The 22,859-nt window shown below is 38.3% G+C and carries 14 protein-coding genes; 3 read left to right on the plus strand and 11 right to left on the minus strand.

The annotated features are described in order from the left end of the window. Positions 1 to 54: 54 nt before the first annotated feature. The 6 genes from H4K35_RS06365 to H4K35_RS06390 all read right to left on the minus strand — a co-directional run bounded on the left by H4K35_RS06365 (position 55) and on the right by H4K35_RS06390 (position 12,656). A complete protein-coding gene (locus H4K35_RS06365; RefSeq protein WP_255492382.1) occupies positions 55 to 462 on the minus strand; it encodes a hypothetical protein in 408 nt (135 codons plus the stop codon). 506 nt (positions 463 to 968) lie between these two features. Further along, positions 969 to 2,864: a membrane protein insertase YidC gene (gene yidC, locus H4K35_RS06370; RefSeq protein WP_182626554.1), complete on the minus strand. Its 1,896-nt coding sequence runs from the start codon at positions 2,862 to 2,864 to the stop codon at positions 969 to 971. 47 nt (positions 2,865 to 2,911) lie between these two features. Further along, a complete protein-coding gene (locus tag H4K35_RS06375; RefSeq protein WP_182626555.1) occupies positions 2,912 to 4,525 on the minus strand; it encodes a CTP synthase in 1,614 nt (537 codons plus the stop codon). Positions 4,526 to 4,823: 298 nt separating this feature from the next. Then, positions 4,824 to 6,749 (minus strand): LTA synthase family protein, encoded by a 1,926-nt coding sequence (locus H4K35_RS06380; RefSeq protein ID WP_182626556.1) that lies wholly within the window; start codon positions 6,747 to 6,749, stop codon positions 4,824 to 4,826. A gap of 354 nt (positions 6,750 to 7,103) precedes the next feature. Continuing rightward, positions 7,104 to 8,279 (minus strand): efflux RND transporter periplasmic adaptor subunit, encoded by a 1,176-nt coding sequence (locus H4K35_RS06385; protein WP_182626557.1) that lies wholly within the window; start codon positions 8,277 to 8,279, stop codon positions 7,104 to 7,106. 12 nt (positions 8,280 to 8,291) lie between these two features. After that, a complete protein-coding gene (locus H4K35_RS06390; protein ID WP_182626558.1) occupies positions 8,292 to 12,656 on the minus strand; it encodes a CusA/CzcA family heavy metal efflux RND transporter in 4,365 nt (1,454 codons plus the stop codon). Positions 12,657 to 13,366: 710 nt separating this feature from the next. Between H4K35_RS06390 and H4K35_RS06395 the strand changes: the two genes are divergently transcribed. Together H4K35_RS06395 and H4K35_RS06400 are read left to right on the plus strand one after the other, a co-directional pair. Continuing rightward, positions 13,367 to 13,906 carry an AAA family ATPase gene (locus tag H4K35_RS06395; protein WP_182626559.1) on the plus strand — a complete coding sequence of 180 codons (540 nt, stop codon included), beginning with the start codon at positions 13,367 to 13,369 and terminating at the stop codon, positions 13,904 to 13,906. Between the two features lie 46 nt (positions 13,907 to 13,952). Then, positions 13,953 to 14,717: a TSUP family transporter gene (locus H4K35_RS06400; protein ID WP_182626560.1), complete on the plus strand. Its 765-nt coding sequence runs from the start codon at positions 13,953 to 13,955 to the stop codon at positions 14,715 to 14,717. Positions 14,718 to 15,146: 429 nt separating this feature from the next. Here the strand turns inward: H4K35_RS06400 and H4K35_RS06405 are convergent, their stop codons facing one another. The 4 genes from H4K35_RS06405 to H4K35_RS06420 all read right to left on the minus strand — a co-directional run bounded on the left by H4K35_RS06405 (position 15,147) and on the right by H4K35_RS06420 (position 20,156). Then, complete coding sequence (locus H4K35_RS06405; RefSeq protein WP_182626561.1) at positions 15,147 to 16,721, minus strand: MFS transporter; 1,575 nt, start codon at positions 16,719 to 16,721, stop codon at positions 15,147 to 15,149. Between the two features lie 15 nt (positions 16,722 to 16,736). Further along, positions 16,737 to 17,861: an HlyD family secretion protein gene (locus H4K35_RS06410; RefSeq protein WP_182626562.1), complete on the minus strand. Its 1,125-nt coding sequence runs from the start codon at positions 17,859 to 17,861 to the stop codon at positions 16,737 to 16,739. 19 nt (positions 17,862 to 17,880) lie between these two features. Continuing rightward, positions 17,881 to 19,200 carry a TolC family protein gene (locus tag H4K35_RS06415; RefSeq protein WP_182626563.1) on the minus strand — a complete coding sequence of 440 codons (1,320 nt, stop codon included), beginning with the start codon at positions 19,198 to 19,200 and terminating at the stop codon, positions 17,881 to 17,883. 86 nt (positions 19,201 to 19,286) lie between these two features. Next, on the minus strand, positions 19,287 to 20,156 hold the full coding sequence (locus tag H4K35_RS06420; protein WP_182626564.1) for an AraC family transcriptional regulator: 870 nt from the start codon (positions 20,154 to 20,156) through the stop codon (positions 19,287 to 19,289). 648 nt (positions 20,157 to 20,804) lie between these two features. Here H4K35_RS06420 and H4K35_RS06425 point away from each other — a divergent pair. After that, the gene (locus H4K35_RS06425) at positions 20,805 to 22,031 is read left to right on the plus strand and encodes an MFS transporter (RefSeq protein WP_182626565.1); all 1,227 of its coding nucleotides are present in this window, start codon (positions 20,805 to 20,807) and stop codon (positions 22,029 to 22,031) included. 4 nt (positions 22,032 to 22,035) lie between these two features. Here H4K35_RS06425 and H4K35_RS06430 read toward each other — a convergent pair whose 3' ends face one another. After that, positions 22,036 to 22,794, minus strand: a complete 759-nt coding sequence (locus H4K35_RS06430; protein WP_182626566.1) for an MBL fold metallo-hydrolase — start codon at positions 22,792 to 22,794, stop codon at positions 22,036 to 22,038. Positions 22,795 to 22,859: the final 65 nt, after the last annotated feature.

Below are 22,859 nucleotides of genomic sequence, written 5' to 3' on the forward strand. Positions count from 1 at the left end.
AGAAAATATTCAATCTATCAACCACAAGAACATTACAGATTTATATCCTCATAACTATAAAACATTAAACTCAAACGTTGTAGAAGAATAATTATATCTCACAAGATGTACTTGCTCGGGTGCATACGCTCCTTTTACAAATCCAGCAATAGGTAAATACATTTCTTCAATTTGATCCGCTTGGAATTCTACTTTTTTACCAGCAGCATCTTTCATTTTAATTGCTGTAATTTGACCTTTTTTTCTGGATACTCCAGTAACTGATCCCACCTTTTGGGTCCCATCTTTAAGAACAAGAGTAGAATTCTTTTTAGAACTAACACCGACGAATACTTCATCAAAAAGCATATCATCCATTATTTTTAACTGTTCTTTTGTGAATTTCACTTTGTCTTGCGCTTGCATTGGCGCATTCATCATTGTTGCAGTTGCTAAAAAGCTAAAAAGTATTAATTTTTTCATAAAATATAAATTTAACCAAAAGTAGCAATAATATAGAATCAATTGCTATTTCTAGTAAATATATATTGCATTAGGTATTGCCTAATCCCGATCGCGCGGATTTGCAATCCGTTCGCTAGATTTTTATTCGGGTCTTGTTCGAGTCATCTTCGAGTCAGCTTCGGTAAATCGAGGTTAAACCCCCGTAAACACGAATGTTTATCGAAGAAGACCCGAACAAAAGCAAAACAAAACCCAACAAACAACTCAATAACAGTTGTTTGCGTTGTTGGCAGAAGGAAAAACAAACCCATTTGTGCCTTTTTATTCCAATTATGGGAAGGGGATATTGTAAGTTAATTTAAAATGATGTAGGAATATAGTTTTAATCATGCAGAACGCGACTAGCAACAAAAGATAAAGAGCGGTTTACAACCTCGATTGCACCATAAGAGACGCCAGTATACGGCACTATTATATAAAAAAAAACTCCTCTAAAAGAGGAGTTTTACATCAATACCTTCGTATTATTTTTTATTTTGATCTTTCAAGCGTTGTTGTTCCTGCGCTTGTTCCATCATTTCTTGCATTTTGCGTTGCCATTTTCCTTGTGGACGCTTCTTGGTTTTGTTCTCTTCGATTGTAGCTAAGATCTTTTCGTCTTTTACAATGTGGTTTTTAATTACATACATAATTCCAATTGTAATCGAGTTAGAGATGAAGTAGTACAACGATAAACCTGATGCGTAGTTATTAAAGAAGAATAACATCATAATCGGAGATATGTAAATCATAATCTTCATGATTTTACTCATATCTGGCATCCCTTCTTGTGTTGGTTGTGCCATTTGTTGATCTCCCGTGGTCATCTTCATATAGAAGAAAATGGCAATTGACGCTAATAATGGGAATAAACTCACGTGATTACCATAGAATGGAATATTAAATGGCAATTGTAACACGGAGTCATAAGACGATAAATCGTCTGCCCATAAGAAGCTCTTTTGTCTCAAATCAAAGGAAGACGGGAAGAATTGAAACAAAGAATAGAAGATAGGAATCTGCAATAAGGCTGGAATACAACCTGCCATTGGATTCACTCCTGCTTTAGAATACAATTTCATTGTCTCTTGTTGCTTCTTCATTGGATCATTCTTGAACTTTTCATTCAATTCATTCACTTCTGGGCGAATCATTTTCATTTTCGCTTGAGAAACATAAGACTTATAAGTCAACGGTGAAGTAAATAAACGAACCAAAATTGTCAATACAATAATACCAATACCGTAAGGTAAGAAACTAGTCAATAAACCAAATACGGGAATAAACAAGAAACGGTTAATCCATCCAAAGATTCCCCATCCAAGAGGTACGATATTGTCTAGGTTACGGTCATATGATTTTAATATTTTGAAATCCGATGGACCAAAATACCAGTTCATATCATAGTTTAACTCTCCATTGCTATAGTTTAATGGAATAACACTAGCAAATTGTTTAGTAAATACGGTATCTACTTTTTCATCAGCCACTAAATTTTTAGTATTTAATGTAGCTGTTTCAAAATTCTTATCGGTCAATAAGGCAGAAGTAAAGAAGTGTTGCTTATAGGCGATATAAGAAACGTCTTTCAACTCTTTTGTATCATCTTTGCTAGACTCACTTAGGTTGTTGTCTTTTCCTTTTTCGTGTTCATAGTATAAACGAACATATCTATTTTCATACGCAATACTTTTTTCATTGCGATACGTTTTCATTTCCCAGTTTAATTCTGGCGTTTTAGATGCGTCAACAATTTTACTCAATCCTTGTGTACGGATAGAGAAATCAAGCATATAATCATTCGGTTTTAATACATAACGATACTCTAAAAACGCTGTTTCAGAAGCTTTTAAACGCATAGATAATACTTGATTATCCCCTTCTTTACTCAAAGTAGGTTCAAAATACAAGTCTTCTGTATTGAAAACACGATTATCATTCGTGTGTAATTGTAAATTAAATTTCGCGTTGTGATCTTTGATTAAAGCAACAATTTCGTTTGAATCTTTGCTAAAACGCTTGAAATCATTTACAACAACTTGAGATAATTTTCCACCTTTATTATCAACTTCAAGAGTAAGTAAATCTGATTTTAAAGTTGTAGTTCCTCCTTTAGCTGCTGGTAACATGGCACTATAAGCGAAAGGACCGAATGTAGCGCGAATTTGCTCTGTTTGTAAAGAATCTCCTACAGGTGCCTCTAGTGCTTTCTCAAACGTAGCGGCTTGTTCTTGTTTTACAATTTCTTTCTCTGCTAATTCAGTATCTTTTTTTATTGACTCTTGCTCTTTATTAATGTTGTTTAACATCAACCAAACAAGCAATCCGGCAATAATGACAAAGCCTATAATACTGTTACGATCTAATTTTTTTCCTTCCATTACTTAATTTGTAAGTGATAAAATTTGTTATATAAAAAGTCTATTGATTAGTTGGATTTGAAATCAATAGCTGCTTTTACAAAATGAACAAAAAGTGGGTGCGGTTTTGCTACCGTACTTTTATACTCTGGGTGGAATTGAACTCCAACGAAGAATGGATGAGTATCCAATTCTACAATTTCGATCAATCCTGTTTCTGGATTCCAACCTGAAGCCGTTAAGCCTGCTTTTTCGAAATCCTCTAAATATTGGTTGTTGAATTCATAGCGATGACGGTGGCGCTCATTGATCATGCTCTCTCCGTAAATATCAAATACTTTAGAACCTTCTTTCAACTTACAATCCCATCCTCCTAAACGCATCGTACCTCCTTTGTCCGTAATGTCTTTTTGGTCTTCCATAAAGGTAATTACAGGGAATTGTGTACTCTCGTTTACTTCGGTTGTATTCGCCATTTGATAGCCCAATACGTTTCTCGCATATTCAATCACCGCCATCTGCATTCCTAAACAAATTCCTAAAAATGGAATTTTGTTTTCTCTTGCAAATCGCACTGTTTCAATTTTCCCTTCAATTCCACGTGATCCAAATCCTGGTGCAACTAATATCGCATCTAAGTTTTTCAACTTATCTCCAACATTTGCAGCCGTAATTAGATCCGATTGTATCGTGATAATATTTACTTTAGCTTGATTTTGTGCTCCTCCGTGAACTAAGGCCTCTAAGATAGATTTATACGAATCTTGCAATTCTACGTACTTCCCTACTAATCCAATGTTAACCACGTGATTCGGGAATTTTAAACGGTGAATAAACTCATTCCATTTTACTAAATCTGGCGTTTGCTTCTCTGGTAAATCTAAGCGTTTTAACGCCACTTTATCTAATCCTTCTTGCAACATCAAGTTTGGCACGTCATAAATCGTTTCCGCATCAATAGATTGGATTACCGCCTCTGGTTTTACATTACAGAATTGCGCTAATTTTTGACGGATTTCTGAACTTAAGTTGTGCTCTGTTCTACAAACTAAGATATCAGCTTTGATTCCGCTTTCCATCAACGTTTTTACTGAATGTTGCGTCGGTTTTGTTTTCAACTCTCCCGCTGCTGCTAGGTAAGGAACTAAAGTTAGGTGAACCACAATTGCGTTATTGTCTCCTAATTCCCATAACAACTGACGTACAGATTCTATATAAGGCAGAGACTCAATATCTCCAACAGTACCTCCAATTTCAGTAATCACAATGTCATAATCACCTGTTTTACCAAGCAACTGCATACGATCCTTAATCTCATTGGTAATATGAGGAACGACTTGAACCGTTTTTCCTAAAAACTCTCCTCTTCGCTCTTTCTCGATAACAGACAAATACACACGTCCTGTTGTTACGTTGTTCGCTTGAGAAGTTGGTACATTCAAAAATCTTTCGTAATGCCCTAAATCCAAATCTGTTTCTGCACCGTCATCCGTTACGAAACACTCTCCATGCTCATACGGATTTAACGTTCCTGGATCCACGTTGATGTAAGGATCAAATTTTTGAATTGTCGTCGAATAACCTCTCGCCTGCAACAATTTTGCTAGCGATGCTGCTATAATTCCTTTTCCTAAGGATGACGTAACGCCCCCTGTCACGAAAATATACTTAGCTTGTCTCATTTATGTGTTTTTGTTGTGTTGTAAAGAATAAAACTTGGCAAAAGTACAACTTTTCAAACGATTCTTCTAATTTTAGAAGTCGTAAAATAACTTTAAAATTTACTCGTTTCTATATAAAGCGGTTAGCGAACAAAAGAGAAGATCTTCTGATAAAAGAAGTACGCAAATTACTTGTGTTCTATATTTTTAGTTTAAACTATTTCTCTTGCCTCCGCTCTATTCTTCATCTTCCTCAAGTTTATATTTGTTTTTGGCCTTGGATGAACCTATACTTCGCTTCGGTTTCCCATGACCGCTTTTACTTGTCTAATCGCTTATCGATAATACGGTTAAAATAGTCTTGAACAAAGGCTTTACACTTCATCTCAATTGCTTCCATCTCTTTGTTTTTCTGCTTGATTAAATTGTGTTCCAATCCCTTATCATCAATGGCATAAAAACCCGTTGCCTCTTTTCCGTTGAATCGAACGATATAGTTCCCCTCTTGATAGGTGTATTCATTTGCTCCATAATTAATTGTAAACGGCTGAACTACTGTATCATTCAACAAACTTCTCCCCCAACTTCTAAATGGTTTATCGTATCCAATCATATCCAATAAGGTGGGGTATATATCAATTTGCTGGGCCAATTCTTTGTTTACTCCTTTGTAGCGTTCATCTGCAGTATAGAACAAAATAGGCACTGCTGTACGATTGACTAGCTTGCGGTATTCATCGTAATCAATTTGATTGGTATGATCTGCAGTAATGACAAAAATAGTGTTCTCAAACCACGGTTCTTTGCTGCTTTCTTCAAAGAAACGCTTGAATGCATAGTCTGTATAACCTACTGTTTGGTGAATTTGCTGATTTCCTTTAGGGAATTTTCCTTCATACTCCGCAGGTACATGAAATGGTTCATGTGAGGAAACCGTGAATAAGGTCGCAAAGAAAGGACCTTTCTTTTCATTTAAGGTTTGACGCATGTATTGGAAAAAAGGTTCATCCCAAATTCCCCAAGTACCATCAAAATCCTCATCGTTATTGTATTCGGTTTTTCCATAATAATGATCGTAACCCAAGATATTTCCAAAGCCCAAGAATCCCATTGAACCATTAGGAGCTCCGTGAAAGAAAGAGGTATCATATCCCTTTGATTTGAGCGTAGAAACCAACGACTCTATTTTTTGTTTCGGAAATGGCGAAGACGTAAAGGCATCTTTAAATGACGGGATTCCCGCAATAACAGAAGACATCCCGTGAATCGACTTATATCCATTGGCAAATGCATTGGGAAAAATCAAACTGTGTTGGGCCAAAGAATCAATAAAAGGCGTATAACTTTGATAATTCGGAATATTCATGTCTTGATTAAAAGCACCAACATATTCTCTTGCATAGCTTTCTGTAATAAACAACACAATATTTGGCGTAGAAGGCGCTGTTGAGGAATACTGTTTACTTCCGCTAACATACTGATTCAACGTTGCTTCATCCATATACTCCACCTTTTTAAAACTCGTTTTACCAATGGTGCGCAAAATGGCAAAAGGCGTATTTAACACAATATCTGCATGTTCTGGCTTCTCTACATGACGATTGGCATCAATAATATTAAGCGGTCGAGTTGTTTTCTTTAAATCTCCGCGCACACCTGCAATAAATCCAACAGCAACGGCAACAAAGATAACAGCACTCGAAAGGAAGTAGTTCTTTTTCGTTGGCAATTCAAGGGGTCGGGTGAATTTTACGCGTTTGTACAGGTAAACCCACAAAACACAAAGACCAATGCACAAAGCAAATACATGCCAATAGTTGATCAAAAAGTTAAAAAACAACTGCCCTTTATTTGATTCGTGTTCTAAGCTATCAAAAACAGCTATCGTCGTACGTGCATAGATAAAGCGATAGTAGATAAAATCGATGAAATTGGTGGCATATGCCAATAAATTAGGGATAATATAGCTCCAAAATACTACTTTTTGATACCTTTTGCTTGTGCTTTTAAAAATAGGCACAATCGACAATAGGATAAATAAACCATTGACATAAAAAATGGCCATGCGATCAAATGTCAATCCGTGATAGGCTAACTTCAAAAACTGTCCGACCGAATCTACGGCAAGTAAATCACTATTGTAAAAATAGAATAAAACGCGTGCGATAAAGTAAAAAAAGAAGGCCAAAAATAGTCGGTACAATAACACCAATATTTCATTTAATCTAAAGCGATTTGAAAGCATGATAGGTTCCTCATTTAAAAATTGATGTACAAATTTAATTATTTCTAGGGCTTTCGCTATGAGATAAGGTAATTCTTTTTGTGTTTTAGCTGAAGATTTGGAAATTACGCCAAACGAAGGCAAGAATTGATTGACAGTGAACGGTTAAAACTAGTAGAAAACGCAGAAAACTAATATAAAAAACCGATTGTAAATACTGCATTTACAATCGGTTCTTTGTTTCATTACCCTGCCAGAAATCAGCCTAAAGTTTTAAATACAGTGTTATTTTCTCTTTATAAGGCTAAGTACAAAAGGGTTTTATTTTACATGCTTTGTAGACATTCTCTTTACTTCTACAAGCAATCGCTACTACTAGTGGCTATGCCCTCCTCCGCCTTCGTTCTTAATCAAATGGCTTTGCAAATAATATGCCCCTTGGGTTACGATGCTGTATGGGTTGGGCAAAGCTTCGAGAATATCAACTTGGGTATACCCCAACTCCTTTACTCCTGTTTTGACCTCCACGCGTTTGTAGTGAAAGTGCTCTTCGTGTTCTCCCGCCTCTTCAGCAATAAAGATAAACTCCCTTCCATCTGCTTTTACAATCGCTTGATTTGGCAGTGCCTTTACGGTATTTGCTCCTACGTCAATCAAAGCATTGACGTACAAACCAGGTATCAAATTATCGTGTACCTGATCGATGGAAGCATGTGCTATTACGGTTTTTGTACCTGGTTCAAACGCTTTTCCAATACTAAAAATCGTTGCAGTAACCTCGGATCGGTTGATATTCGTCAAGTTAAAAGACACTTTTTGTCCTTCGTGTACATAGGGAAGATCTTTTTCGTAAATCTTTAAATCCAAGTGGATTTTGGAATTGTCAACGAGGGTGAATAAGGTTTGACCATTGGTAATATTCGTTCCAATGCGAATGGGAATCGTTGCTACATTGCCCGTAATAGGCGCAACAATCTTTAAAGATCGTGCAGATCCCGTGCCCACCAAGGCCAATTGATTGGTCAGGGATTGGTACCTCGACTTCTCTATGTGTAATTCGGCCTTTGTTTTTTGATAGGTTTTTTCTGAATTGACATTTTCTGCACGAAGGGTTTCCTGCCTTTTGTACTCCAGCTGTAAATACTCCAAATTGTTTTTTGAAATCTGATAATCCTCTTGTAATTTGATGTACGCTGGACTATCTGCAACGGCTAATACTTGTCCTTTGCTTACTCTATCTCCAATATTGACCATAATCTGCGTAATTGTACCACTCAAAAAAGTGGTTACATCAGCTTGATTTTGTGGTGGTAACTCAGTTTGTCCGTTGACTTTAATCACATCGGATAGGTTTTTGTCCTCCAGTTGTCCCATAACAATTCCTGCTGCCTTCTTTTGAGCCGTAGTTAATTCCACCTCTTTACTGGCGTTTTCATCATCTGTATGGGGTTCTTCCTGTGCAACTTCGGAAGCTACCTTTTGATTTTTATCTTGACAGCCTACAAATGACAAGCTACCTAAGGTAAGCAAAGCGATATATATTCTTTTCATGTTTAATTCGAATTATTGGTTCACTAAATAATGAAGTGTATTGTGTCCTAAATTGTATTGCAATACCGCATCTAAATAATTAATCTGAATGTTCAGTGCTGTTTCCATTGACTGTATGTATTCTACATAGGAAATATCACCGTTGTTATAGGATTTATTAGCGTGATCCTGAATGATAGAGGCATTGCGCAATGCACTCTCCTGGTAATAGTCGATGACAGATTCCTGTGCGTTGATAATTTCCAATTGCTGTTGTACTGCTTCGGACAGTTGTTTTTGAAGGTATTCTTTTTCCAAACTCACCTGTTCAATACTGTAGTTCATCGCTTTTATCTTTTTTGATTGACTACCAAAAAAAAGGGGAATTGAGATTCCTAGGGTATAGCTAGGAATGCGCAACTCTCTTCCGTAATTTGTGCCATTGGCGCGCAATCCTGCTTCGGATTCTATCGCATAGCCCAAAGTAATATCGGGCAACAAGAGCGATCGTTCCATACTGCGCATTGCTTCTATGCGTTCAATCTCCTTTTTTGCTACTTGTAAACTGTTGTTTTCTTCTAAATCAAACACTTCCAACGGATTGTGCTTGTCGTATTTTAGCGCCTCCTCCATCAATTCAAAATCGACTTCCAAATTCAAATAGGCCTTAATTTTTGATTTTTCATTTTGTAAAAACGTTGCATTCTGCGTAAGCAATACACTGATTTCCTGTTCTTTCGCTTGTGCGACATTGCTTTCCATCAAAGTTGTTTCTCCTGTTTCATAGCGCAATTTGGCCGATTTTGAAAAGGCTTTTAGCAAGGTAAACTGCTGTTCCAACAACTTCTTTTTAGACTGTGCGTACAGGATATTTTCCCAGGTTTGTCGAATCTCATATTCAATGCCAATCGTTTTTCCTTGCATTTGCAGTTCTGCACTTTCGTAATCTTTATGCAACACTTGCTTCTTTTTGCTATAGGTAAACGGACTAAATGACTGACTCACCGTTAGGTTAACGTCTTTCTGTCCTTTGCCGTTCAAATAGCCAAATCCCATCGATACATCTGTTTTGGGAATGTCATAGGCGGTTTTAACGAGTTGCTCCTGACTTAAAACATGGGCCTTTGCTGCTTTTAGTCCTTGGTTATTTTCACGGGCTAACGTTAAAGCTTGTTCCAGTGAAATTTTCGTTTTCACCGTGTTTTGGGATGGGTTTTGAGCTTGCGCAAATCCAGCAGTCAAACCAAAGAAAAGCGTCAAAACAACACTTGTGTTAGACGTTCCTTTGCTTCGCTTTCCAAAACCTCTTTCTTCGTAATAGTAGATAATTGGCAACACGATTAAAGTCAATAATGTTGCGGTAATTAATCCTCCGATCACCACTGTTGCTAAGGGTTTTTGCACTTCTGCACCGGCACTAGTACTCAAAGCCATAGGTAAGAATCCCAAGGATGCAACAGAAGCGGTCAACAAAACGGGGCGCAAGCGAATTTTAGTCCCCTCTATAATGCGTTCATATAGTCCCATACCTTGTTCTTTTAATTGATTAAATTGACCGATTAGTACAATACCATTTAAAACGGCTACTCCAAATAGGGCGATAAATCCAACCCCAGCGGAGATACTAAACGGCATATCGCGCAACCACAAGGCTGCAACGCCTCCTATTGCGGAGAGCGGAATGGCTGTAAAAATGATTAGGGATTGCTTGACAGACTTAAACGTGAAATACAACAATACAAATATGAGCGCCAAAGCAATTGGGACAGCAATCATCAGGCGATTGGTTGCTTCTACTAAATTTTCAAATTGTCCACCATAGGTAATATAATAACCCTCCGGAAGTTCTAATCGCTCGTCCAAACGCGCCTGAATATCGTGTACTACACTTTTCACATCGCGTTCTTTTACGTTGAATCCCAACACGATGCGTCGTCGTCCGTCTTCACGGCTAATTTGCTGTGGACCATCTTCATAGTCGATCTCTGCAACCTGGCTCAACGGAATTTGCTGACCATCTGCCAAAGGAATAAAGAAGTTTTTTAAATTTTCAATATCCGATCGCGACTCTTGGTCTAAACGCACGACCAATTCAAATCGCTTTTCTCCTTCATACACCAAGCCGGTTGTTTCACCTGCGAATCCCGCGCGAATAATCTGACTGATATCGGCAATTTTCAATCCGTAAAGCGCCAATTTATCTTTGTCGTACTTAATGGAAATTTGTGGCAATCCCGTTACGCGTTCTAATTTTGGACTAGAAACCCCAGGTATGTCAGCAATGATCCCATTGATTTCGTCCCCAATACTCGCCAATCGATCCAAATCTTCTCCAAATACTTTGATCGCTACATCACTGCGAACACCCGTCATCAATTCGTTAAAACGCATTTGAATCGGCTGTGAAAATTCAGTCGTTACACCGGGAATCTCTTCCAAGGCAGCCTCCATTTTATCAATGAGCTCTTGCTTTGTTTTGGCCGAGGTCCACTCTTTTTTGTCTTTCAAGACAATAATCATATCCGCCGCTTCCATAGGCATGGGATCTGTTGGAATTTCAGCGCTTCCGATCTTAGAAATCACCATCTTTACCTCGGGGAATTGCTCCATTAAGATCTGTTCGGCCTTAGTGGTCGTTTCGATTTCTTGTGATAGGGAACTACCCGATGAAATAATAATATGCGTCGCTAAGTCTCCTTCGTCCAAGGTTGGAATAAACTCGCCTCCCATTTTGCTAAACACAACCAAAGCCAGGGCAAATAAACCAAAAGCAACCACTAAAACCAGGCGCTTCACTTGGAAGGCTTTTTCTAAAATAGGTTTGTATCCACTATACAATTTGTCGATTAATTTATCGCTAAAATTCGGCTTTACTTTTCCTGCTTCTTTCTTTAAAAACAAAGCTGAAGCCATAGGAACATAGGTCAACGACAGAATAAAAGCACCTAGAATTGCAAAGGACACCGTCATCGCCATGGGACCAAACATCTTACCTTCAATACCCGTTAGGGCTAAAATTGGCAAATACACAATCAGAATGATGATTTCTCCAAAAGAAGCACTTGTTCGTATTTTGGAAGCTGCAGTATACACTTCCGCATTCATTTCCTGCTGAGAGAGTTTTCTGTTTTTCCCCAAATGCAGTCGATGGACAATAGCCTCAACTATGATAACTGCACCATCGACGATTAAACCGAAATCTATTGCTCCCAAACTCATGAGGTTTCCACTAACGCCAAACAGCTTCATCAAACTAATGGCAAACAACAAAGACAAGGGAATCACCGAAGCCACAATCAACCCAGCACGCCAATTTCCCAAGAGTAAAACCAAAACAAACACAACGATCAACGCCCCTTCTACTAGGTTTGTTTTAATGGTATTTACGGTTTTATCAATGAGTTTGGTACGGTCTATAAACGATTCAATGGCAACGCCTTCAGGCAAAGTTTTTTCAATTTGCGTCATTTTTTCCTTGACTAATTTCACCACTTCCTGTGTGTTCGCGTCTTTTAGCATCATCACCATGCCACTCACATCCTCGCCTTTTCCGTCTTTGGTTACGGCTCCATAGCGAATGCTACTCCCAATTTTCACTTCCGCTACATCACGTATTAAAATTGGCGAACCATTTACCGTTTTAACTACGATTTTCTCAATGTCCTCCATCGACTGAACCATCCCTATACTGCGAATAAAATAAGCATAGGGCTTTTTGTCAATATAAGCACCCCCCGTATTCTCGTTATTTTGTTCTAAAGCGTCGAAAATTTCAAGAATGGAAGTATTCATACTTTTGAGTCGATCAGGCTGTACAGCCACCTCATATTGTTTCAAATGTCCCCCCAAAGTGTTGACTTCTGCGACACCTTTTACCCCAATGAGCTGAGGTTTGATAATCCAATCTTGAATGGTACGCAAATCCATACTGTTGTATTGAGCTTCATACCCCTCTTTGGGATAAACAACATATTGATATATTTCTCCCAAGCCCGTACTAACAGGAGCCAACTCAGGCGTTCCTACATTTTTGGGAATTACTTCCTCTGCGGCTTTCAGATTTTCGTTAATCTGATTTCTCGCCCAATAAATATCGGTATCTTCTGTAAAAACAACGGTAACTACGCTCAAGCCAAAGCGACTGATCGAGCGGAGTTCGGTAATATTAGGGATAGGTTTTACCGCTTGTTCAATGGGATAAGTAATAAACTGCTCTACCTCTTGCGTTGCCAAAGTAGGTGAGCTCGTAATAATTTGCACCTGATTATTCGTAATATCAGGCTGTGTATCCATAGGCAAATGCATCAAAGAATAACTTCCTACTGCGATGATTCCCAGCACAAAGAGTCCTATAATGAATTTGTTTCGGATACTAAATTGAATGATTTTATCTAGCATCTTGGTATAAATATAAAGGGTAATAAAAGTGTTAACCTCTAAGGAGGTTCACGTTCATTAATCGATAAATTTATACGAGCTTAGGCGGTTGCCAGATGTGATAAACGAGGCTTTCTACAAAAGGATAAGGGTGTATTGTTTTCGCTGTACGAATCGTTTGCACAGGAATATCAAGTACGTAAAGCGATAAGCTTATGTTCACTGATACAGCACAACATACACATGCACAAAACGGAGAACATGCATCAAGCGCATCGGAACTGTGATTTACTTCGGTCACATGATCTGCCACATTCTCCACTTGGGGCACAGATGAAACATATCTATCCGCACATGGATAGAACGAAATAACCAAAACGATTATCGCTAAAAGTAAAGATACTATGTAATTGTATTGTTTCATCCCTACAAAAATAGCAAGAGTTTTTTAATTATAATACATATTCCCGCCTCTTTGCAACAGGATTGCAATACAAAGTATGATAAAAATAAATTTGGCATCATCTTTGTACAATGTTAAATATAAAAATTATTTAAAATTACCGTAACACAGTTCAAAAAATAATTTATTTTTGACATTCTGAGGAAAACAATAATACCCAAAATAGCCCGCTAGAAATAGCAAAAACAACAAACAACAAATGAATTAGCCTTTTCTTTCCCAGGAAAAGGCTTTTCTCTTTTTCTCAATCAACTGATTAATCAAAAATATGAGTCAATTTTACATTTTCACCGGTGGTCCTGGCAGCGGGAAGTCGTCTGTGCTTGAAGCTCTTGCCTCAATGGGATACACCACAGTTCCTGAAGTGGGACGTGCTATCATCAAACAGCAAATGCAAGAAGGAGGGGAAGCACTTCCTTGGCTGAATAAACAGCTTTTTTTTGAACAAATGCTCCATCAATCACAGACTGATTACCACAAGCAATCGAAAGATGTGCTTACTTTCTTTGATCGCGGCTTACTCGATAGTATTGGTTATGCCACCCTAGAAGAACTCCTTATCTCTCCCCTCCACCTCGACCTAGCGCAAGCGACAATCTATGCTCCTCTGGTTTTTATTTTTCCTCCTTGGCAGGCAATTTATCAAAACGACACAGAGCGTAAGCAAGACTTTGAACTCGCTGTTCGAACTTATGAAACCATGCAACTTACCTACCAAAGATTTGGGTATCAACTCCTAGAGGTACCCTGCACTTCTGTCGAAAAAAGGGCAGAATTTATTGTAAATTCTCTCCATTTAAACCAATAGATGAACTACCTTTACGCATGAAATAACATAGGTTATTTTGTATTGTATGGAACTTGATATTATCTTCTATCTGTGTATAGTTGCTTTTTGTGCTGGCTTCATTGATGCTATTGCTGGCGGCGGTGGACTAATTCAAACGCCTCTAGGGCTTGCCTTACTGCCTGCACTTCCCGTATCTTCTGTTATTGGTACACTAAAAATACCCGCTTTTTCAGGAACGGCTATTGCTGTACTCCAATACCTCAAGCGAACCAAAATTCAATGGTCGTATTTTTTACTGCTAGCCATCCTATCTTGCGCAAGTGCCTTTTTCGGCTCTTATACGCTAACGATAGTAAACAACGACTTTATGAAGCCCCTACTGCTCATCATTCTCGTTCTACTCTGGGTGTTCACCTATTTTAAAAAAGACTTTACAAAGAAACATTTAACTGAAATAACGGCCAAAAAAAGATATACCTATGGCATCATCATCGCATTGCTTATTGGTTTTTACGATGGATTTATTGGTCCCGCAACGGGAACCTTCTTTATCATGGGATTCGTCTTCTTAATCGGGTTCGACTTTTTTAAAGCTTCTGCATACGCTAAACTCATCAATCTATTTACCAATTTAGGAAGCATTTGCCTATTCTTATTAAAAGGACAGATCATCTGGTCCGTGGCTCTTCCTATGGCCGTTTGCAACGGAATTGGTGGGTATTGCGGCGCCAAATTAGCCATCCTAAAGGGACAACAATGGGTGCGCTATGTGTTCTTATTTATTATGCTAATCGCAATAGGTAGATTTGGCTATGAAGTGATTGTTTGATTTTTTCGGCTTTCGGCTTTTGTTGTTTGCCTTTTGGGTAGATTAATCTTTTACAAAGCAAGATATCTTGTAATTAAAAATATTCTTTTTACTATGCTTTTATATTTTTACCTCATTTTGTAAGCAAATAAATATCTTTAGTTACACTTCTAGCATTTTGCCAAACATCTAATTATTCAAAGTAATAGGTATACATATGGGATATTAAAATAATTATCCTATCATAAAGCAAAACGCATTCTGTTACTTTAGCTACTAAATAGTGAAAAAAGTGGGTATATAATTCTTTCCTGATGAATATACAAAGTAGAGAAGGAAAATGAAAACTTGAATTAATCGATTTTTAATTTGTAAAAAGTATTTCATCGTTTCTCATACAAGTATATTTTTCTTACAAATTGTGGGCTCACCAAAAGCCAAACACCAAAACTACCTACCTAGATCTTCCTCAATCTTTTCTCTATCCTTAGCACTAATCCACAGCTGTCCAATTTTAGACATACGGATTCGCGTTAATACATCTTTTGTACGCCCGTAATGGTGAAACAACGCATAGAGTAAAATACCTATACCCAGTATATTTAAAAAGCCGAAAATAATTTTATTTGATGCGAGAATTGCATTGAGTTGTACGATGCTAAGGTTGAGATTTCCACCAGATTGAATCAGTAAAACATCATCCAAATACAAGGCGAGGTTATTCAAACTCTGCACTTGTAGTTTGTATTGCAACCACGTAAATAGCGAACTAAAAATCCCCAAAGAAATAAACGTACGCCACAACAATACGAAACCTATTAAACTCAACAAGCTAGGGATATCCAATTGATCTAGTGTGTAGTACCAAATCACAATAAACAAAATACTCATTCCCATACCCTTGAAAAACATCGGCAAGAGCCACAGCTCATAATTTAGTTCAGGCACCATAAAGAAATACATCATAACCGTATACAACATAAAGGAAGCAAACCCAACGAAAGTCAACATACGGATGGGAATGAGGCGATTGAACCATTGGTAAGCGATAATAGCACCAACGATTAGCCCGGGAATCATCATCATATTCAACGATGCGTTAGTCAACGCATTATAGCGCAATACCCCCATTGCAAATGTATTTTGTAAGTTGGTGGTTGCTAAATACATCCCCAAAAAGAATAGCATCACAATACCATGTCTCACATTGTTCTTTTTAAATGCCTTTAGAGACAAAAAGGGACGAGTCAACAGCTGTTGTCGAAAGAAAAAAACAAAAGCCAAGAGTACAAAAGACACTGTTGCGTATTGAATATGCAGAGAATTAAACCAATCTTGTTGTTTGCCAAAGGCCAAGATATACCCCAAAATCATAAAGGCACTGACATACAACAATACGCTTATCCAATCGATGTAAAACAAAGGCACTTTTCGCATAAAGCGCTGATTGTGTTGAAAGAGCAAACACAGTAGTGCAGTTAATAAGCACAAAGAGGCGTAAAGCAAATAGGCAAATTGCCAATTAGAATAGTAGGATATTTTGGTTATATAGTATCCTGCGATTTGGGTGACAATCAAAACGGCAGTATAGAAAATGCTGTAAAACCGGCCTCTATTGCCATCTTTTGATAAAATAAACATCAAAGGAAGTACAACTTCCATCATACCGAGCATTTTAAATAGGCCGATTAAAAAGGAAGCGCCAATAATTACTTGTGGCTGATGAGTAGTTCCCATCACCATATACAAAAGTGCAATTCCCGTTAAACTGCCCACTAAAATTTCTTTGGTTCGAAAACGAGCTTTGATGCGGACAATCAAGGGCATAACCGTTCCCATGCCTACTACACTCGCATAATTTGCCCATAAATAATACTCACTCATTGCCCCTGTACTCCCTACCAGAAAGGTAATATTGGGTGTATAAATGGCGCTTACACCAAAGAAAATCAGTGCAATTACCACAAGAAGCAATAACATAACAGGTTTGGGAACCCAGGAGTGAAATAAACCTTGATTATACATAAATTGGTGGTTGTACTACTTATTTTTGAGTTGGACGTTCATATTCATTCCCGCTTTTAAGCGGTTAATTTCTTCTTCTTTATTTGCTGGAGTAAACTCAATACGCACGGGAATGCGCTGTTGTACTTTAACGAAATTACCCGTTGAATTGTCTGTTGGCATGCTAGAATAACGATTGCCTGTTGCAGCTGAAATAGCTGTCACAACCCCTTCAAATTGCACTCCACGTACTGCGTCAGCTGTCATGGTTAAAATTGTTCCGATTTGGATATCGGGCATTTGCGATTCTAAGAAGTTCGCAGTTACCCATTTATCGTTGTCGCGTACGATAGTTGTAATTTGCTGACTTGGGTTGAGCAGTTGGCCGACGCTGATATATCGTCTGCCTATGGTTCCGTCATAAGGGGCGCGAATCACCGTATAAGACAAATTGAGTTGCGCCATATCTAACATCGCCTTGGTGCGTTTGATATCGGCCTCGTTTAACGCCAATCGCGTATCTATTTCTGACACAGACAATCGCGAGGTGGTTTGTTGCTTTTTTAAGGCTTCATAGGCCGCTTTCGCTGCTTCATACTCTGTACTCACCTGATCGTATTGTTGTTGGGTTACGGCCTCCGCATCAACTAAGTGTTGAAAGCGTTTTTTATTTTGCTCCGCATTCCACAAACGCGCTTGTGCTCCTTGTATATTCGAATCAAAAACACCAATCGAATTACTTGCCGTTTGTCTAGCGGATAGCGTAACTTCTTTGGCGGCAAGCGCACTTAAATACGCCGCCTCCGCTTGTTCTACTTGGGTGCGGATCTCACTGTCATCCAAAAGAACCAACGTATCCCCCTGTTTTACGCTTTGGTGTTCAATAAATCGAATTTCTTTAATATAAGCCGAAACACGAGTGTTAATCGGATTAATATACTCCTCTACTTGAGCTGATTCGGTATAATCCTTATCTCCAATGTGAAAGTATTTGGTTAATAGCCAATAAAAAGCAAAGGCAATAACCAAAAAGGTCAAGGTATTTAGCAAAATAATTTTTCGCTTTTTAGTGACTTCTTGCTTGTGATTAATGGTAATCGGACCACTTTTTTTCGGTTGTGTTTCCGTAGGTGCTGTAGTAGTATTGTCTGTTTGTTCCATGTGAATAGTCGTTCGTTTCTTACAACGTTCCCGTTGCTTTTACTAAACTGTAGTATTGATAAAGTACTTGTATCTGAGCGTTAGCATAGTTCAATTCTGCTTCGAGTTTGGCATTTGTAGCGTCTGTCATTTCCGCTTGAATCGCCAATTGGTTGTAGTATTTGGACTCAATAATGCGGTAATTTTCCTGGGCCAACTGCTGGCTTTTTTGTAGTAAACTCGCCTGCTGAATTGATTCTTCGTATTTAGTATAAGCGGCGTGTACGCTCATTTCAACTTGTTGCATCGCCCATACTTTGGTCTCTTCCGCCTTTTGTTTTTGCAAGCGTTCTAACTTGATCTTTTTAGGTGCTTTATACAAATTGTCCAAGCTGTAATTTAACGATACCCCAACCTGCCATGTATTGGTATACATATCTAAAACTGGGGTTGACGTCGTCATCGGTCTACTCATCGAATAGCCTCCCACTGCAGCTAGAGCAGGATATTGATCCGTTTTGGCTAGCTCAATTTTTTTATCGGCAACAACTACCGCTTGATCCGATAGTTTTAAGGTTGGATGTTGCGCATAAGCAACATTCAAATACTCCTCATACATTCCTAGCAGTTCTTTTTCTTCCATCCCTTCGGAAGGTAGAATTTTCGTTTGCGTATCTAATCCCAAGGCAATTGCTAAATTGTAGTTGACAATCGACAGCATATTGTTGACCACCAACAGCGCTTGATCGATGTTTTGCAACGCCAACTCGGCGCGAATGACTTCATTACGCGTCAACATTCCTTGGCTGTAAAACTGCTTGACATTTTCCAATCGAATCTGTCCCAGTTGTTTATTATTCTGATAGACTTGTTGCTGATTGATGAGCTTATAAAGGTCTAAATAGTTGGAAATCACTAAAAACTTAATGCTTTGTTGGTCGTTCATCCAATCCAACTCGGCCAATTGTTCACCAATTTTCGCAAGTTCAATGGATTTTTTAATCGCTCCCCCTTTGTATAGAAGTTCCGATGCCTGAATAGCATAAGAATTGCCAAAATGCGGTATGTCTGTTGTCGTTACTTTAGAGAAGTCTCTATCGAGAATTAAGGCATCCCCCAAATAAGCTGCTGTTGCAGAAACACCAATTGTCGGAAGTTGGGCTAGTTGGGCTATTTGGGTTTGTTGATTGGCAATATTTTTTTGTTGAGCACTGATTTTCAACTGTTGATGATTGGCTAATGCTAGCTCTATAGTTTCTTCTACTGTTAGTTTTTTGGGAAGTTGCTGTCCGTATCCCCAAGTAGTCGAAAGCAATAAACCGGCAAAACCACCAAAAATTGTGCGCCATTTACTTTTCATTCTTTCCTTTGTTTTAGGCTGACAAAGTTAAAAGCTATCGAAAGCAGGCACAATGATTGAAATTATCAATAAGATGTTCAAAAGTACTATTTCACACTATTAAACGAGGCTCTATATTGCGTTGGACTCATGTTTTGATGTTTTTTAAAGAAGTGAGTAAAGGCATATTGATCGCTAAAATGCAAGGTTGTCGCAATTTCTTTGAGCGAATTTGTTGATGTACTCAGCTGTGCTTTAGCCTCATTGAGAATAAATTCGCTAATAATTTGATTGGGCGTGCGCTGTGCTACTTCTTTTACAACGGCACTGAGATAACGGATAGAAATATGCATAGCATCCGCATAAAACTGAACACTTTTCTCTTGCAAATAGTGATCGGAAACCAAATGAAAGAAATCGTAGGCCAATTTTTCTTGCCGATTGAGTTGCTGTACTTGTTCTTCGTGCAAAGGAGTGACGATGCTAACCAAATGATACAACATGACGTTGAAATAGTTCTGGATAATCTGCTCTGCATAGGCAATCTCCTTGTAATGTTGGGTATAATAAGTCAACAATGCAAGGTTGTTCCAAAATACGGCAAACTCCTGTGCTGGAATAGTAAAAATACGTTTCAATTGATTTTTCAGGTCTTTGTAGACTTTTACACGATTGAGCTGAAAAGTACTGTGCTCTACAAAATCGCGATCATATCCCATCAGGCGAAATTGTGTATGAGGTTCAATCTCTAAAATCTCATAGACGTATTTGGTGTTGATTAAGAGAAAGGAAGCACTGCTCACTTCAATTTCTTGAATTTGTTCCTTCATGCGTACCCTTCCCTTGTATACAAATAATATAGAAGATCGCTTAGGACGATAGGGACGCCCTGGATAGGCCGTTTCAAATATGGTTTCCTCCGTATATATGCGAAGTGCCTCATAGTGTTCCGTCTCTTGTTCTTTTGTATCTGCCATCGTATTGCACATTGAGTGCACAAAGTACAAAATGATTCTATAGGTTGTTCGCTTTGTCCACTACAAAAATAAAAAGATCAAATACTTAGGCTTTAAAATCGCGTTTTCCATATGTATTTCAAATAATCATCCCTTTTTTCCCCTAAATAATTCGAAATAGGTACGTTTTTTGAGAAGTATAAAGTAGTGGTTTGCTTGGTCGACATACTCCGGGAAAAGGAAGAAATGTTAAAAAATCGAGATGTTGACCAAATGCAAACTGCTAGAGTTCTTTATACCCGCTTCAAGATCTCATTATTTTTACTACTATTTGTCATCAAAACACAGCTTAAAACCTGTGTTTACTAAATTGTTCTTCTATCTTTTTAGTGACAAATAGTAGTTTATTTTTGTAAGCTAACAGTAGAACTAGCTTGAACTTCTTTTCTGTTTTTTGTATCCATTTATCATGTCTCTTGTTATAGCCTATTTCTTGGGTGTGAAACAGCTTCAACTCTTGTGCTTGCTATTTTATCTAATTCTAAATAGCAAGTTCGAGACTAAGCGAACTAGTATTGCCACCTATTAAAGCACTATATTTGCATGCTTTTTTCTTTTTTGATAAACACAAGGTCAAAAAAGTAAGCGCCTCATCTAGAACATTCAATTATGGAAACAAAGTTAACGGTACCTTTTTCAAGGTATGAAAAGTTTGTCATCTTTATACTCGCTATTACTCAATTTACTGTCGTTTTAGACTTTATGGTCATGGCTCCTTTGGGAGATTTACTGCTAAAGAGTTTGGCTATGGATACGCAAGATTTTGGAATTGCGGTATCGGCATACGCTTTTAGTGCTGGAGCCTCGGGCTTATTAACTGCTGGATTCGCCGATAAATTTGATCGCAAGAAATTATTGATGTTCTTCTATATCGGTTTTATTGTTGGAACACTGTTCTGTGGATTGTCCTACTCTTATGAAACCTTAGTTGCTGCTCGCATCTTTACGGGCTTATTTGGCGGGGTAATAGGTTCCATCTCCATGGCAATTATCACGGATATTTTTAGCCTACAGCAACGTGGACGTGTGATGGGATTCATCCAAATGGGATTCGGAGCTAGCCAAGTATTGGGCATCCCCATCGGTCTTTACATCGCCAATAAATGGGTATGGGAAGCGCCTTTTTTCCTAATTGTCGCACTCTCAATTGGTATCGCTCTGCTTATTTTTCTTTACCTGCGTCCTGTTAATGCACATTTGGCACTACAACAAGAAAACAAACCACTGATTCACTTGTGGAATACCCTCAAAAACAAAGAATATCGCATCGGTTTTGTTGCAACTACTTTTTTATCCGTTGGTGGTTTTATGATGATGCCCTTCGGAACCATATTTGCCGTAAATAACTTAGGCGTACACCCCGATCAATTGCCGCTACTCTTTATGGTTTCCGGTGTTACCTCTCTCGTGTTTATGCCTTTTATTGGTAAACTAAGCGACAAAATGAATAAATACCTCCTTTTTAGCATTGCTTCTTTCTGGTTGATGCTCGTTTGTGTAGTTTATACTAATATGGCGCAAATTCCGCTTTGGTTAGTTATGCTGATCAACATTTTAATGATGTTTGGAATCATGAGTCGAATGGTACCTTCCTCTGCCCTAACAAGTGCGGTACCTGAAGGAAAAGATCGAGGTGCTTTTATGAGTATCAACTCCTCGATTCAGCAAATCTCAGGGGGAATCGCCGCTGCAGTAGCTGGTTTAATCGTTTACCAAGAACACAAAAATAGCCCACTCATGAACTACGACATCGTTGGTTATGTCGTAGTCGGGGTTTCTTGTTTGAGTATTGTGCTCATGTATCGCGTGAATCAATTGATTAAAACGAAGCGATAAACTACTAGCTATCAGCCGTTAACCACTCTTCTGCATCGTGATAACCGAACACACAAATTTCGGGATGGTTTACAACAAACGCTTTTAATCGTTCGAGGGTTAGAAGGCGTTGTGTATTGTCTGCGGCTCTTGCCTTGGTCAATTCGTGTATTGGATGCGCGTCATCTGTTAATTCTGCGCGCAGATAATAAGCATCCCCCACGTAAAAATAGGTTTGATCTTCCACAGTAAAAGCGATACCACAATGCCCCAATGTATGTCCAAATAAGGGAATCAAGGCAAGAGATAAGTCGGGATGTAGTGCTAGATTCCTCGCTTCAAACCCAAACCAAGTCGTCGTTGTAGGCCTATAAGTTTGAATCAGGGGGCGATGTTGCAAAACAAAGTTGAGATACCTCTCTTCTGGCTTGTAAAAACTTTCTAGTTCTTCTACTCCAACGTGAACTTTGGCTTGCGGAAAATCGAGTAATCCACTACTGTGATCACAATCTAAGTGCGACAATACAATATCAGTGACGTTCAAGGGATTTAGTCCGAGATGTTCCATTTGTTCTTTAGCAGATTGGATGGCATCGAACTTGAATCCCACTTGTTGAATCAGCAATTCATCAAAATGAAGATGAGGATGAGCTATATCACAGCTACTAATACCGGCATCTAATAAGATCAATTGGTCCTCAATTTCGATTAGGACGCAATGTCCAATGGCACGGTCTCCTGTTGGAGATAGAATTTCAACGCAATTTAAGTGATGTACTTTCATTTGTTCTCTAGTTAAATGAGCAACAAACTACGCCTATTTGTAGGACAAAAAATAGAACAAAAACG

It is taken from the genome of Myroides sp. NP-2 (genome assembly GCF_014145665.1).
In the GTDB taxonomy this organism is placed as follows: Bacteria; Bacteroidota; Bacteroidia; order Flavobacteriales; family Flavobacteriaceae; genus Flavobacterium.

Coding starts and splice junctions, on each gene's coding strand:
- H4K35_RS06365 (WP_255492382.1), bottom strand. CDS start 462: ATGAAAAAATTAATACTTTTTAGCTTTTTAGCAACTGCAACAATGATG.
- yidC (WP_182626554.1), bottom strand. CDS start 2,864: ATGGAAGGAAAAAAATTAGATCGTAACAGTATTATAGGCTTTGTCATT.
- H4K35_RS06375 (WP_182626555.1), bottom strand. CDS start 4,525: ATGAGACAAGCTAAGTATATTTTCGTGACAGGGGGCGTTACGTCATCC.
- H4K35_RS06380 (WP_182626556.1), bottom strand. CDS start 6,749: ATGCTTTCAAATCGCTTTAGATTAAATGAAATATTGGTGTTATTGTAC.
- H4K35_RS06385 (WP_182626557.1), bottom strand. CDS start 8,279: ATGAAAAGAATATATATCGCTTTGCTTACCTTAGGTAGCTTGTCATTT.
- H4K35_RS06390 (WP_182626558.1), bottom strand. CDS start 12,656: ATGCTAGATAAAATCATTCAATTTAGTATCCGAAACAAATTCATTATA.
- H4K35_RS06395 (WP_182626559.1), top strand. CDS start 13,367: ATGAGTCAATTTTACATTTTCACCGGTGGTCCTGGCAGCGGGAAGTCG.
- H4K35_RS06400 (WP_182626560.1), top strand. CDS start 13,953: ATGGAACTTGATATTATCTTCTATCTGTGTATAGTTGCTTTTTGTGCT.
- H4K35_RS06405 (WP_182626561.1), bottom strand. CDS start 16,721: ATGTATAATCAAGGTTTATTTCACTCCTGGGTTCCCAAACCTGTTATG.
- H4K35_RS06410 (WP_182626562.1), bottom strand. CDS start 17,861: ATGGAACAAACAGACAATACTACTACAGCACCTACGGAAACACAACCG.
- H4K35_RS06415 (WP_182626563.1), bottom strand. CDS start 19,200: ATGAAAAGTAAATGGCGCACAATTTTTGGTGGTTTTGCCGGTTTATTG.
- H4K35_RS06420 (WP_182626564.1), bottom strand. CDS start 20,156: ATGGCAGATACAAAAGAACAAGAGACGGAACACTATGAGGCACTTCGC.
- H4K35_RS06425 (WP_182626565.1), top strand. CDS start 20,805: ATGGAAACAAAGTTAACGGTACCTTTTTCAAGGTATGAAAAGTTTGTC.
- H4K35_RS06430 (WP_182626566.1), bottom strand. CDS start 22,794: ATGAAAGTACATCACTTAAATTGCGTTGAAATTCTATCTCCAACAGGA.